We start from the raw sequence: 13,186 nt of genomic DNA on the forward strand, positions 1-13,186 counted from the left end.
AGGCGTGCGTTTTTTGTCATAGGCACTCAGAAAACGCCACGCCTCATTCTTCATTCATTCCTTATCTGAACACCGCCCCTCACGTAGTATACGATATGCTTCCCGTATCAAATCCATATATGCGCAAACGAATCGTGAGGTGATAAGAATTGCGTTGAATATCCACAACAGCTGAGACCTCTATTTGAAGGTATATTGAAAATTAACACCGTCGAAGATTTACTAACATCTATTTTAGCATCTATAATTTTATTTGGATACTTAATTAAGCATAATAGACTGAAAGCGACCTAATTGATTCCTTAGTAACAAGCAGCAGAAGATTATAGGATGTCTTGTAATACGGTCATCAATTCGCTAGTATTTATGTAAATATCGGAATTTTTGTTATTATTTTTATCATCAAGTGAATCTCCGATTAGATAGTCATATTCCAGGTCTTGCTCACTTGCGATTATGTGCCAAGGCAATAGACGGGTATCTAGAGGCCATCCTCTAGGAAGTATCGGAATAATCGTGGCACTGTCCGCGAATATTACATTAGCAAAAGCACTCCCGGTTGGTCCTAAGACGACCTCAGCCTGATCGAAAAGTCTTATTTGATCTTCAGTAGTTAGCTCTTCGGGGCGGAAAATTTCGAAGCCAAAATTCCGTACTGTATCCGAGACCTCATCGAAGTTGATGATTTTTCTTCTTTCTTGTCCTTGCCTAGAGACGAAAACTCGCCTACAAAATTCGTTCTTATCCAAATCGATCCTTGACTTCATCTGTTCTCCCACCCATTTCCTGTCCGACGGTTGATATTGCTTTTCGTGGCTATGGACGTAATTCAACTTCGGAACGACTAATCTTGAGACAGTGGCTGATCTCTTATCCCATTCAATCCAGTCGGAGGAAGAGAAACCCAAAAGTCGGAGCGTATCAATCGCCCATGACGGCGGATCTTTTTTTAATAGAATGAGCGGTTTCCGTCCTGTCTTATCGTAGTAGTGCTGACAAGCTCGCAGCCGTGGTAAGTCTTCAAGTAACCAATGACCGAAGTTAATATAATTGTTGTGGCTTCCCCCGTGTCGAGGAACCAGATTTATTAAAACGTCATAATCTGTGTCGGCTTCATGACCACCTATGACGGGCCAAGTAATTTCTCGTAGTTTTTCTTGTGGAGTTAGACTGTCAAATGCCTCTAACAACCGATTTTTTAACATTGGCTCAGTTCCCATTTCCTCAAGTATATATTTGCCATCACTTGTTCGGGACAGAGCGCGATCCCCAATCAGTCTAGCTCCGGACAATTCGCAAACAAAAGATGGATCCACTCTATGAGTCCCAATGTGTCCCCGCATTTTTTCCGGCACCCTACCATTCAGAGGCGGTGAAATCTCGAATTCAGTTCGAGAACCATAGTACCATATCTTATCCTCCGCGCTGCAAATCGATTTCAGGCGTTCTCTGTCAATTACACCATATGGATTATAAACATCCACTGCCCCACGTTTTGTTTTTCTTTTAACGTACTCGGGCGAATTTTTTATAATATATTTTAACCCTTCTTTCTCCCAAGCTGTTTTTACGTCGTTCACGAGCGACATTTTGATGTCCTTGTAGTAGTGGGGGGGTGAATTTTCATTATCCTTTCGATAGCGAACCCCTGCGCCTATAATAATTAAATCTTATTCATTGAGACGTCCTCATCAGGGAGTTTAAATACTTTCGTCCACGCGATATGCATGTGACTGAACAATGAAAGGAGTCATACTCGCCGGCGGTCGAGGAACGCGACTGCGTCCTGTAACCTATGTTCTGAACAAGCACATCCTACCTGTCTACGACAAGCCGATGATCTTCTATCCGGTCGAAACCCTTCTTTCGGGAGGGATTGACGAGATTATGGTGATTAGTACCCCCCGAGACATAGGTGGATACATACAGCTGCTGGAGGAAGAATACGATGCGAACTTTAGTTATCGAGTCCAGAAAGAACCTGGCGGTATAGCCCACGCGCTGTCGCTGGCAGAAGAATTCGTGGAGGATACTGCTGCGGTCATACTAGGAGATAATGTGATACTCGAAAATTTGGCGGAGGAATTTCGCTCTTTTGAAGAGGAAGATAGCGGCGCAAAGATATTCCTCAATGAAGTCGACGAACCAAAAAGGTATGGGGTTGCTGAGCTGAATGAAAATGGTGAAATAGATAGTCTCATTGAGAAGCCTTCATCGCCTGAAACAAACAACGCGGTTATAGGACTCTACCTTTATCGAGCCGATGTTTTCGAGCGAATCAGGGAACTTGAACCTAGTGACAGAGGCGAGTATGAAATCACAGATGTCAACAAGGGATATCTTCAAGATGATGATTTGGAATTTGCGCGCATTGAAGGAGAATGGTTTGACGTTGGAACTCCCGAAGGATTGTTCAAAGCTAGCCAGTGTGTCCGGAAGAAACGTACAAATTGATGACGTCACGGATCATTTTCTGCTCCGATATTAATACCTGAGTTGAGTAAGCTCTATATCTCGTCGGCTGGGACTCCTACCACTGTCGTGTCTTTGGGGACTGGGTTCGTGACGACAGCACCGGCTCCCACAACAGCTCCATCCCCTACTGAAACCCCGTCGACCACAACTGCTCCTGCTCCTATATATGCCTTTTTCCCTATCGTAACCTCTCCAGCGAGCGTCACGTTGGGTGTGATAGTCGCCCCCTCTTTTATATGGGTGTCATGTGAAATATTGACGCAACTGTCGACAAGTACGTGAGATTCTATCTCTGCATCGGGACCAATATAACTTCTTGAATTTATCATTGTTCCTTCTCCGATGACAGATGTTGACGAGACGGTAGTCTTTGAATCAATTGCGGAAAAGAAGTCGTAGCCATACTTCTCGACTCGATTCGCTAACTCAAGACGCGGCTCCCCTCTCCCGAGTGCCACTATACACCTGTCTGTTTCTGGATCAAATTGTTCAAGTTGCCGGTAGCCCCCTACAACCTCGACATCGCTTATTTTCGTACCTGGTTCACGTACATCATCAACGAATATTACTCTGTCTTCGTACCCGCTCCGACTGAGAATATCAAGCACAACCCTTCCTTGGTTTCCAGCGCAATAGATTATGTTCGTCAACGTTTTTGTTGTATCTGTTCTCTAGTGATAAGTACTTTCGGAAGGTGCTATTTGATGCGTCTCACAGGAGTGCCGTGGAATAAACATGGGGTTTTATTTCTCTGATTTCAATTATGTAGATAATTCAGACAATAATAAATTCCCCGTTCATATGTATCCGGATCCTTATCAAACAGTATATGTCCTCCTATTTCAGCATTATTGTAGTGCGCCTTGTGAGGACCTTCAAGAATCCATTTAAATAGCCGAGGATCTATGTGCAACGTCACAGCTCTTTCGGGAGATGACCCAATTTCTGACTCAGGAATAAGCTCGTAACCCCTACCGTCAAAGGGAAGTTTAAGAGAAGCTTCTTCTACCAATGGTATATAAACTATCTTGTCAGTCTTGAATTCAACATCTAAGCGTTTTTCGTTGAAGTTTTTGAAGGCACCTTCAAGTAGATTATTGAGTTCCTCAAGTGTCGGTATTTTTCTGACTCATATTCGTATGAGCGTTCTTGGAGTTCATTTCTGATATATTCCCACTTCTTTTCTTTATCAATGGGCTCGTATTCGGATGATTTTTCCTTGGTAGTTATGTCGAAGAAATTTCCCTGATTCAGCAGGACCATCTCCGTGGCATCCTGGACCGATTCACCTGCTATATCTTGATAGTACTTTTCTGCCTCGGAAAATGATGGGGTTGGGTGATACAAATTCCGCTCCGCGAGGTTGCCGGCAAGAACTACGCTTGAAGCAAAAGGAATGACAACATCAGGTGAGAGTGTTCTCACAAACCCGAGCACATCTTCCATTGATTCTTTGATAATACGCTCGCGCTCCGACAGCATTTTTTCGTGACTCAGGTTAATCATAAAGTGTGGATATATTCCAGCAGACCCTGCTTGGACAAGCAAGCAGTTAATTCCATTAAAAGTTCGCTTGACACGCCTTGCAGCTCGTTGGGTAAACGGCCATCTACAGTCGTTTGCGTTGACAAGTACTTCTTCTTCGTTATCAAAGACCCCCATCGTGTCGATGTACGTGGACCCCTCCGTCGCTTTCTTTTCCCCGGCTTTGTCTTCTCCGAACCAAGTGCACCCGAAAAGTTTCTGACAAACTTCCGGATTACAGTCATCGGAAGCATAGATACTCAGGTGCAAGTCGCCTTCAAGATGATGTCTTTCACCATGCGACAGTTCGTTCACGTCAAAACCCATGCGCTCGATATTCTTTTTGACGTAATCCCATTTAAAGTCATGTATAAATACGGGAATGTCAGAGTCGAGTTCTTTCAGAGTGGGATGATGCAAATGATCCGGGTGAATGTGTGAAATATAAATATAATCAATGTCAGCATACTCTTCAGGAGAGAAATCTACCGGGGGGTAATGCGCCCAAGAACCGTAGTACGTCTCCCCCTCTAGCCAGGGGTCACAGAGTATTTTAACACCTTTGTCTTCCACAAGTACAGTTGAATGCGCAATGTATTTTATTTTCACGGGAAAGATAGTTGCGCTGGTGTGTAAAGAATGCTTCGGAAAACACGGTAGCATCCGGATAAGTAGTTTCCGCGGGACTACGGATGGATAATTGTCCCAATTTTGACCGTTGCAATAATAGTCATGGCATATTATTTAGAATGCTCTCACCCCGGTATCATCTGATCCTGTCTGTTTATGAACATCGCCGAGAACACAGAGCACCAGTCTCAAACACGATATTTGATCTACGGTCACACTGAATGAGCATGGTTAAATTTTGACTACCGGTACTCGCAGCATCTATTCACTATTTTTCAAAAACCAAATTCAAGCCGAAGTTTTTGAAAGAATAGGCTATTTTGACTGTCGAATAGGAAAGTTACTATAATTTCTTGTCTGTATTCTTTATTTCAGTTATCTATTTCTGTCTGTAAACTATAGTGATTCAGCTACCTGCGTTCTTGCTTTGATATTCCTCTCCAAGGACTGGAAACGAAACGCATAAGTCCAATCCTGAAGAATCAATAACTGTTATGGTAGTTGTCGTAACTGGGGGTGTCGGCTACATAGGCTCCCGATTGATCCGAGAAATACCCGACCACCCACGTTTTTCCGGTGAAACCGTTCGAATACTTGATAATTTCAGGCAGCCCAGATATCACTCTCTGTGGAATCTCCCATCCTACGCGGATTATGAGTTCGTTGAGGGGGACATACGTAACGAGAAAGTTGTTGAGACTGCTCTTGAGGATGCGGACACAGTCTTTCATCTCGCCGCAGTAACCAACGCACCCGAAACTTTCGATATACCGGAAAAAACTTGGGAGGTTAATCATAAAGCAGCCGTTGATCTGTTTGATGCCTCGAAGGAGGCGGGGGTTGAGAACTTCGTCAATGCGGTTACGTGTTCTGTCTATGGTCGCACCGAAGAGAAAATCACAGAGGGATTTGACTGCGATCCTGAATCTCCCTATGGAGAGGCAAAACTAGCGGCTGAACAGGAAATGTTTGAGCGACACGACGGCAGTATAGAGTTGACGGGCCTCCGGTTGGGTACCGTATATGGGTGGACAAGAGGCATGAGGTTCGACACGGTTGTCGACAAGTTCTCGTTGCTGGCTGCGACGGGGCAGCCGCTCACCGTTTATGAAGGAGCAGAGGATCAAAAGAGACCGTACCTCCATGTCCAAGACGCAGTCAGATCAATGCTTTTCGCTGCGGAACAGCTGGGGGACGGAGAGGCATATAATGTCGTCGGACAGAACGCTCGTCTTCAGGATGTTATTGATGCTATAGAACATCACTTCCCAAACGTTGAAATTGGATACACAGAAGCGGAGCAACTTAATCAGTTGTCGTACATTGTCAACGACAAAAAAATACGGTCAGAGGGTTTCGAAACCGCTTACACACTTGACCAGGGGGTCGAGGAATTAGCTGACAAATTCCGTGCTTTTGTGTAGATAATATGATCCGGTTGTCTCCCCCGTGATTGAAAGACTATCACGGGTAGGAGGCTATACAAATCACTTATCCGAATCAAAAGAATGAAACTATCTCTTCTGATATGTTTTCGATGTCCTTGTTATCCAAATTTACATGAAATGGTAAGGTGAGGATTTTGTCGGCTATCTTCTCGGTAACAGGTAGATCCCCCCTCTCATATCCCCATTCCTCGCTATAATAGTTGGTGAGATGAGATCCTTCATAGTAGACTTCCGTAGGGATTCCGTGCTCATCTAAGTGAGATCTGAGCTCCTGCCTTTTCTTTCGGTCGGGTAGACAAATATTATACAGAAAGTGTACGGATTTTTGATTAGGAGGAACGGTCGGAATTTCTATTTCATTCACTTCTGTCAGCATATTATCGTACAGTCCCGACAGTTCTCTTCTTCTTTCAATGAATTCATTTAGCTTGGACATCTGAGCCACCCCAATAGCGGCATGAATTGAAGACATCGCCAAATTTAGACCCCAATCGACATACTCTCTCTGACTATTGCGCCCATGCACTCGGAATTGCCTGACTTTTTCGGCGATGTGCTCGTTGTCTGTCACCACTACCCCACCTTGGCCGGTTGTGATAATCTTGTTAAATGCGAAACTGAAGGTGGCTGCGTCACCGAATGAACCAGCTGGTTCTCCGGAACATGTTGCTCCCAGAGAGTGTGCTGCGTCTTCAAGCAAAAAAAGCCCGTGCTCCTCAGCGAGGTCACGAAGCTCACGAATTTCGGCAGCAACTCTCCCTGCAAAATGAACCGGGATAATACCGGCAGTCTCTTCAGTTATTTTACTTTCAACATCTTCGACACTGAGTGTGAATGAGTCCTGTTCGATATCAGCGAATACCGGTTGACCACCTGCTGCGACTACCGCGTTCGGGGTAGCCTGATACGTGAAAGAAGGGAGGATTATTTCCTCATTTCTGATACCAAGACTTTCGAGTGTCGCGTAGAGTGCCGAAGTTCCGGAGTTAACGGCTATGACATGTTCTCGATCAGTCACATCCGCTACCTGCTGTTCGAGATTTTCAATCTCTGGACCTTTTACCCACCAAGACTCGCGCTCCAGAACCTTCAGTACCGAGTCTATTATTTGTTCATCCGAGTAAGATTGAAAAAGATCGTACTCATACGTCATTGTCCTATATGATAGTCTCTTGTCTAGATATATAAGCGAAGCGGAATCTCCCAAGCCATTCATAACCCAAAATAAGGACTGGTGAGCCATCATCCCCCGGGGACTATTGTATTGAAAAATAATTCATCCTTCGCCATTATACTGTTCAGCTTCTCGTGTTCTCTAGGGGTGCCGACGGGGCGGGTTTCATTGTCGGTTTCGACGAGACTGTATTCAGATACCGGATCATCGATACCCCAGTGCTTCAAGTTGGTCTTCGATGTTTTCGGTGTCGTATTCATCAGTAACAGGTGGTTCCGAAACAGTCTCCCTTCTGGTCTCAAAAGGAAGCTCAAGCCACGGGACCTCTCTTAGTTCCGGGACATCTATGTTGTCGTAGTGTCCGAAGTCGTACTTGTGCCACTGGTTCCCCCATCGGCTGTGAAGAAACTTCATCCACCGTGGCATTCCCTCACCTAGCAACTCGCCGTGGTCTGCTATGACAACCACCTTGCCGTCAACCTCTTCTATCAACGGCTGGATCGCCTCTGTTACGTACTCAAGGTTTTCTGTGTACACGTCCCGCATCACGGAAGCCTCCACTTCTCCCTCTCTGGCTGCTTCGTAGTTTCGGTAAGGCGAATCCGGAGGCAGTTCGTCGCCGTCCTTGAATATGTGCGGGACGTGCGGCGGGAGAAAATGTACTATATGCCGTTTGTTCGGGTACTCCTCGTGTAGTTCTATTGCCTTTTCTACTACCGGTTCAGGGTCGGTTAAACCTCGTTGGTTTTCCTGCCCCTGCTTCTTCCGTTCGTCTTCGTGCCACATTCCTACCAGTTTGTGGATGTCGAGATACTCCTCTCGACTTCCTACCACCGGATTCGCTGACAGGTATACGACATCGTGGGCGCGACGCCCTCCGAAATTGCGTTTGACGAAGTTGGCTGTAGCCGACGCGACCGATCTCTTTTTCGTTAGAGATTCGGAGTCGGATACTTCGACCACCTCCGAGAAGATGTCGTACCTCCCACAGTCAAGGATGACTAACGTATCCCAGTCTTCCTCTAAAACGTGGGTTCCGGTATCGTCGTAGGTCAAGCCCAGGATTTTTCTGTTCAAATTATGCAAGCCGGTGCGGTAGAGGAAATAATCGCGTATCCCTCGACCAACCTCAGTAAACCCGCCCTCCTCGTACAGTTCCCTCAAACGGCTCACACGGAAGTGGTAGTCGTGCAGTAATAAATAGTTTGTGAAGGATGGTGTATCCTTCCGGTTCTTTGGATCTACCGTCGCCGAATACGCCGAGCAGGTTTCCTACCCACAGGTTAATAGGGTGAGCAGGCTCTTTGTGAATACAGATGGATATTCGAAACAAGTCGGTGTTGGTCACCGGAGGTGCGGGCTTCATAGGGTCTCACGTAGTCCAGAAACCGGCAGAAAAAACAAGATAGAAGTGATAGACAGCCTGGGCTTCGGAGAGAGAGGACGCCTCCCAGAGAGCGTGGAACTCCACGAAATAGACTTACTCAACCGGGACGAGGTCTCCGAAGCTATGAGTCCGGACACGGACATCGTCTTCCATCTGGCAGCAAACTCCGACGTAAGAAGTGGCGCAGGAAACCTACGACTCGATCTTGAACAGAACACCGTAGCCACGAACAATCTTCTGGAAGCCATGAAAGAGACAAGTGAAAAAAGATAGTGATCACTTCGCCCTCTACGGTCTACGGAGAAGACGTCCCCGTCCCGACACCCGATGACTATGGAACACTGGAGCCCATATTCTTTTACGCGGCGTCGAAGCTGGCGTGCGAGAGTCTGTGTACCGTGTACAAAGGAACCTCCGACTTCGAGGCTCGGAATTTCATCGCCAACGTGGTTGGACGACATGGTCACAGTGTCTTGCCAGACTTCGTGGAGAAACTCAGGCAGAACCCCGACCGGAGATACTTGGGGATAGGGAGCAGAGGAAGTCGTACATACACGTGGATGATTGTGTTGAGGAATACTGCACGGCGTGGAGAACGGCGACGAAGAAATATACAACGTCGGGAGCGTCGACACGGTATCCGTCACGGAAATAGCTGAGGTGGTGAGCGATGAACTTGGTCTCGACCCGCAGTTCGAATACACCGGCGGAGAGCGGGGCTGGGAAGGTGACGTTCCGCGTATGCGCCTGTCAATTGAGAAGCTAAAATCGACCGGTTGATAGCCTAGTCACGGCAGTCGCGAAAGCATGAGAAGAGCCGCGCGTGATATCATATGAGGACAGTCTCACGTCAGAGAACGTTACGTATTTTATCCTTTCGACTGTATAGCGTAAAGCTCAGCGTACTCGCCTTCGTCTTCGAGTAGCTCCTCGTGCGAACCGGATTCAACTACTTCACCGTCTTCCAGCGTATATATCGTATCGGCGTTCTTGACCGTCGAAAGGCGGTGCGCGATTGCGATGATGCCGTAGTCGCGGTCCATCGCCTCTATCGAAGCCTGTACCTCTTTCTCCAGACTGGAGTCTAAGTCACTCGTCGCTTCGTCGAGTACCAGAAAGTCTGCATCCTTTAGCAACGCACGCGCAAGAGCGACACGTTGACGTTGTCCCCCCGATAGACGCACGCCGTCGTCACCTAACTCCGACTCGTATCCGTTCGGTAGGTCGTCCAAGAACTCGTCGACCTTCGCTATTTCGCAGACGCGCTCCACCTCTTCCCGAGATGCGTCGCGGTTACCTACGGTAACGTTCCCCTCTAAACTGTCGTTGAACATGAACGGATCCTGACGTACAAGAGCGATACGTGATCGCCACTCATCGATATCGTATTCGTCTATAGGCACCCCATCGCCGAGTATCTCGCCCTCGTCCGGGTCATACATCCGTGCCAACAGCGACACCACTGTTGACTTACCTGCGCCTGACTGTCCGACGAAAGCGACGAAACCGCCGCGTTCCACGCCGAACGTGATGTCGCGGAGAACCTGTTCTTCGTCGTTGTACGAGAAACGGACGTTGTCGAACTCAACGCGTTCGACCTTCGATACGGTGCGGTCTCCCGACTCTTCCTTTCGTTGCGTCAGTTCGTCGAGGAAGCCCTGTGTCCGTACGAGATGTGATATATGACCTTCGAGATTGTACACCTGACTGTTAAGACGGCTCACGAGCGGTGAGAGCCTGAACATAGCGAGTAAGAAGATACCGAGTTCCCCCAGCGACAGACCCGTGAACACGAAGCCGAAGTATATCAGACCGAACAACACAAGCGTTGTAGTGAGATCGTAGAAGTTCTGAACCCCTACCTTGTTTCGCTCCAGGCTGATGCTCGAAACGACGTACTGTCGAACGGATTCACGGAAGCTGTCAAATATCTCTTCGGTGAGACCGAAAAGCTTCACATCACGTATACCCTGGGTTCCTGCTTGTGCAGTCTGCTGTACGGTTTCGTTCGCTTCCGCTACCCTGTTCCCTACGGTGTATGCAGGCTCTATGACGTACCTCATGAGAAACGTGATACCGCCCAAGAGTGTTAGTGCGAAGAGAGCCATGGTAGGAGCCACGTAGAACATAACCGACAGGTAGACGAGGGCGAGAAACATGGTCTCCATCGACCGTACGCCGAACTTGATAGTACTTCCCGAGTACCTTGTCTCTGTGACTATGGAGTTTAGTATGTCGTCGGAACCCTCCTCATCGAAGTATCCCACCTCTGCGTCAAGAGCGGCGTTGAGCGTTTTTGTACGCAGATCCCCCTCGTACCGTTTCTGAAGGATAGCCCTGAACCATCCAACCAGAAACGAAGCGGTAAAACGTACCGTCATCACTCCGGCGACGCCGAGGATCAGAAACTCAAGCGTAAACGGTATACCGACCGACTCGTATGCCGTTAGGAACATTCCGAGGAAGCCACCTGCCTCCGTAATAGGCTCCTCCGCCTGTGCGACCTCAAGTATGGGCCAGATGAAGCTGAGACCGATGCCCTCAAGAAATGCCGTGAAACCACCTAAGACAGCTATAGTAGCTGTGAACTTCGGGTTGTAACGTGCAACACGAGCCAACGCTTCTATCTTTTTTCGTAGGGAGAGATCTCCTGTGTCGCTCATTTGGTTGGTTGATAACTTTGTCCTTCTATAATAAGGATACTGCTTCTAAAGCCTAATGAATCTAAATAGGTTCCCTTTCGACTCACCGAGGCTTGCGCTACCTGCGTTCGAACCCACGCCAGCCGCTATGTTCTAACCCCACACATTATTACAAAGGGCTATATATTAGCTGTTATGCAAGCCGTAGTACTAGCCGCGGGCAAAGGAACTCGCCTTGAACCGCTCACGGACGACAAGCCAAAGCCTCTCGTCGAACTCAACGGACGCCCTATACTCGAAGACGTATTCGACAACCTCATAGAGATAGGCGTCGACGAGTTCGTGGTCGTTGTCGGGTACATGAAGGAGAAGATAATCGAGCGGTACGAGGATGAGTACCGCGGCGTGCCCATCACGTACGCCCACCAGCGCGAGCAGAACGGGCTTGCGCACGCCCTCCTACAGACGGAGTCGCACGTCGACGGCGACTTCGTTCTGATGCTCGGCGACAACATCTTCCGTGGAAACCTCGGCGATGTGGTCAACCGTCAGCGCGAGGACCGAGCCGACGCGGCGTTCCTCGTCGAAGAGGTTCCGTACGAGGAGGCTTCGCGTTACGGGGTCTGTGACACCAACGAGTACGGCGAGATAGAGCGCGTCGTAGAGAAGCCCGACGACCCGCCGTCGAACCTCGTCATGACCGGATTCTACACCTTCACGCCCGCAATCTTCCACGCGTGCCATCTCGTACAGCCGAGCGACCGCGGCGAGTACGAACTGACGGACGCTATCAACCTCCTCATACAGTCGGGGCGCACCATCGATGCGATACGTCTCGACGGCTGGCGCACCGACATCGGTTATCCGGAGGACCGTGACGAGGCGGAGGAACGTATACAGGAGGCGAAGGCTACCGAGTAACCCGCTCAAGCTTGCTACGGTAGGTACTCCGGATCAACGTACGCGGAACAGTCGATGGGTACCCCTTTCCACATCATACCGATAGCTCTGTAGCCGTCCCACCCCTCCATTTCGATAATCGCCTGGTTCGTTTCGCAGAACTCCTCTTTCGACACCATGCCGTTGTCGTAGGCTATGTACAGCGGAAACGCCGGTGACGGTGTCTTCACCCCGTAGCCGTTCGGTTCAGCCGTCTTTCTTATCGAGTCTCTCCCGTCCCCGTCCATCACAAAGACAGCATCGTACTCGTCCCCCTGCTGTGCTATCTGAATCCTCAGCGACTCTTCTCCGGCGTTCTTCCCGTGCGGCTTCGGAACCGTGTTCACGAGAGACAAGCTACCGTCTTCTATCCCTTCCAACGCGTGCTTGCTCCCTTCGTACCTGTACCGGTCCCGCGAACCTTCCGGAGAAGCCTTCCCCTCCTTGACGTGTCTTTCGAGTTCTTTCTTGACGACGTATGTCGTGTCCATCCTGATGTTGAAGAAGATGGTGTCCCGGAGTTCGGTGTTACCGATAGCTATCAGCGCGTCCGTGTCTATCAGAAGACGCCCCATCACTCGACGATGTACTGAGAGGTGTCTCTTTCTGCCATCTCGGACGTGTCTTCCTTCATCCGCTCTATGTCGTTCAGTTCGTCGCCCAGTGCCACCTCTAACGCGGCTTTTGAGATTTCGCCTCTCTCGTACATCTCGTACAGTTCTATCTTCTCGTCGTCCGATAGTATCTCAGGTATCAGACGTTCCATAGCCACCCTGCCGACCTCGCTCTCGTTCAGTCCGCCCACGCGGATCTCTTTGAGCACGTTAAGTACCTCTTTGATAGACTTCGATCTGAACTGAACCGTGTCTTCTTCCATAACGATGGTTCGGGACCAACGAGTATAAATCTGTGGTAACAGTAATACATGTAATACAAACGTCCGACCACGGGTTCCTCGTAACAGTTA

Annotated in this window: 14 protein-coding genes; 6 read left to right on the forward strand and 8 right to left on the reverse strand. The window is 48.6% G+C overall.

The window, feature by feature from the left end; translation table 11 throughout:
- Positions 1-323 precede the first annotated feature (323 nt).
- Positions 324-1,580, reverse strand: a complete 1,257-nt coding sequence (locus tag EGH25_RS04570) for a glycosyltransferase family 61 protein (protein ID WP_266086469.1) — start codon at positions 1,578-1,580, stop codon at positions 324-326.
- A gap of 160 nt (positions 1,581-1,740) precedes the next feature.
- Here EGH25_RS04570 and EGH25_RS04575 point away from each other — a divergent pair, with 160 nt between their 5' ends.
- Positions 1,741-2,454 (forward strand): sugar nucleotidyltransferase, encoded by a 714-nt coding sequence (locus EGH25_RS04575; protein ID WP_266086470.1) that lies wholly within the window; start codon positions 1,741-1,743, stop codon positions 2,452-2,454.
- Between the two features lie 53 nt (positions 2,455-2,507).
- Here the strand turns inward: EGH25_RS04575 and EGH25_RS04580 are convergent, their stop codons facing one another.
- Together EGH25_RS04580 and EGH25_RS04585 are read right to left on the reverse strand one after the other, a co-directional pair.
- Positions 2,508-3,125 (reverse strand): NeuD/PglB/VioB family sugar acetyltransferase, encoded by a 618-nt coding sequence (locus EGH25_RS04580; protein ID WP_266086471.1) that lies wholly within the window; start codon positions 3,123-3,125, stop codon positions 2,508-2,510.
- 400 nt (positions 3,126-3,525) lie between these two features.
- Entirely contained in the window at positions 3,526-4,608 is a 1,083-nt protein-coding gene (locus EGH25_RS04585; RefSeq protein WP_266086472.1) for an MBL fold metallo-hydrolase, read from the reverse strand.
- A 515-nt stretch (positions 4,609-5,123) separates the two neighbouring features.
- On the opposite strand from EGH25_RS04585, the gene EGH25_RS04590 reads away from it, so the two are divergent.
- The gene (locus EGH25_RS04590; RefSeq protein ID WP_266086473.1) at positions 5,124-6,053 is read left to right on the forward strand and encodes an NAD-dependent epimerase/dehydratase family protein; all 930 of its coding nucleotides are present in this window, start codon (positions 5,124-5,126) and stop codon (positions 6,051-6,053) included.
- A 76-nt stretch (positions 6,054-6,129) separates the two neighbouring features.
- On the opposite strand, the gene EGH25_RS04595 is transcribed toward EGH25_RS04590, so the two are convergent.
- Positions 6,130-7,320, reverse strand: a complete 1,191-nt coding sequence (locus EGH25_RS04595) for a DegT/DnrJ/EryC1/StrS family aminotransferase (protein WP_266086474.1) — start codon at positions 7,318-7,320, stop codon at positions 6,130-6,132.
- 135 nt (positions 7,321-7,455) lie between these two features.
- A complete protein-coding gene (locus EGH25_RS04600; protein ID WP_266086475.1) occupies positions 7,456-8,424 on the reverse strand; it encodes an alkaline phosphatase family protein in 969 nt (322 codons plus the stop codon).
- Between the two features lie 34 nt (positions 8,425-8,458).
- On the opposite strand from EGH25_RS04600, the gene EGH25_RS12090 reads away from it, so the two are divergent.
- From EGH25_RS12090 to EGH25_RS12095, 3 genes are read left to right on the forward strand one after another with little or no spacing between them, the layout of a single operon-like run.
- Positions 8,459-8,911: an NAD-dependent epimerase/dehydratase family protein gene (locus EGH25_RS12090; RefSeq protein WP_266086476.1), complete on the forward strand. Its 453-nt coding sequence runs from the start codon at positions 8,459-8,461 to the stop codon at positions 8,909-8,911.
- The gene (locus EGH25_RS12280; protein ID WP_266086477.1) at positions 8,911-9,297 is read left to right on the forward strand and encodes an NAD-dependent epimerase/dehydratase family protein; all 387 of its coding nucleotides are present in this window, start codon (positions 8,911-8,913) and stop codon (positions 9,295-9,297) included. Before EGH25_RS12090 ends, EGH25_RS12280 begins: the two co-directional genes overlap by 1 nt.
- A complete protein-coding gene (locus tag EGH25_RS12095; RefSeq protein ID WP_266086690.1) occupies positions 9,227-9,418 on the forward strand; it encodes a hypothetical protein in 192 nt (63 codons plus the stop codon). The genes EGH25_RS12280 and EGH25_RS12095 overlap by 71 nt, the downstream gene beginning before the upstream one ends.
- Positions 9,419-9,507: 89 nt before the next feature.
- Here EGH25_RS12095 and EGH25_RS04620 read toward each other — a convergent pair whose 3' ends face one another.
- Positions 9,508-11,301: an ABC transporter ATP-binding protein gene (locus tag EGH25_RS04620; RefSeq protein ID WP_266086478.1), complete on the reverse strand. Its 1,794-nt coding sequence runs from the start codon at positions 11,299-11,301 to the stop codon at positions 9,508-9,510.
- A 174-nt stretch (positions 11,302-11,475) separates the two neighbouring features.
- Between EGH25_RS04620 and aglF the strand changes: the two genes are divergently transcribed.
- Positions 11,476-12,201 carry a UTP--glucose-1-phosphate uridylyltransferase AglF gene (gene aglF, locus EGH25_RS04625; protein ID WP_266086479.1) on the forward strand — a complete coding sequence of 242 codons (726 nt, stop codon included), beginning with the start codon at positions 11,476-11,478 and terminating at the stop codon, positions 12,199-12,201.
- 14 nt (positions 12,202-12,215) lie between these two features.
- Here aglF and EGH25_RS04630 read toward each other — a convergent pair whose 3' ends face one another.
- Positions 12,216-12,794 (reverse strand): hypothetical protein, encoded by a 579-nt coding sequence (locus EGH25_RS04630; protein ID WP_266086480.1) that lies wholly within the window; start codon positions 12,792-12,794, stop codon positions 12,216-12,218.
- Positions 12,794-13,096, reverse strand: coding sequence for a DUF8065 family protein (locus EGH25_RS04635; protein ID WP_266086481.1), 303 nt, complete (start codon positions 13,094-13,096; stop codon positions 12,794-12,796). The genes EGH25_RS04630 and EGH25_RS04635 overlap by 1 nt, the downstream gene beginning before the upstream one ends.
- Between the last annotated feature and the right edge of the window lie 90 nt (positions 13,097-13,186).

It is taken from the genome of Halorutilus salinus, from assembly GCF_026242195.1.
Lineage (GTDB): Archaea > Halobacteriota > Halobacteria > Halobacteriales > Halorutilaceae > Halorutilus > Halorutilus salinus.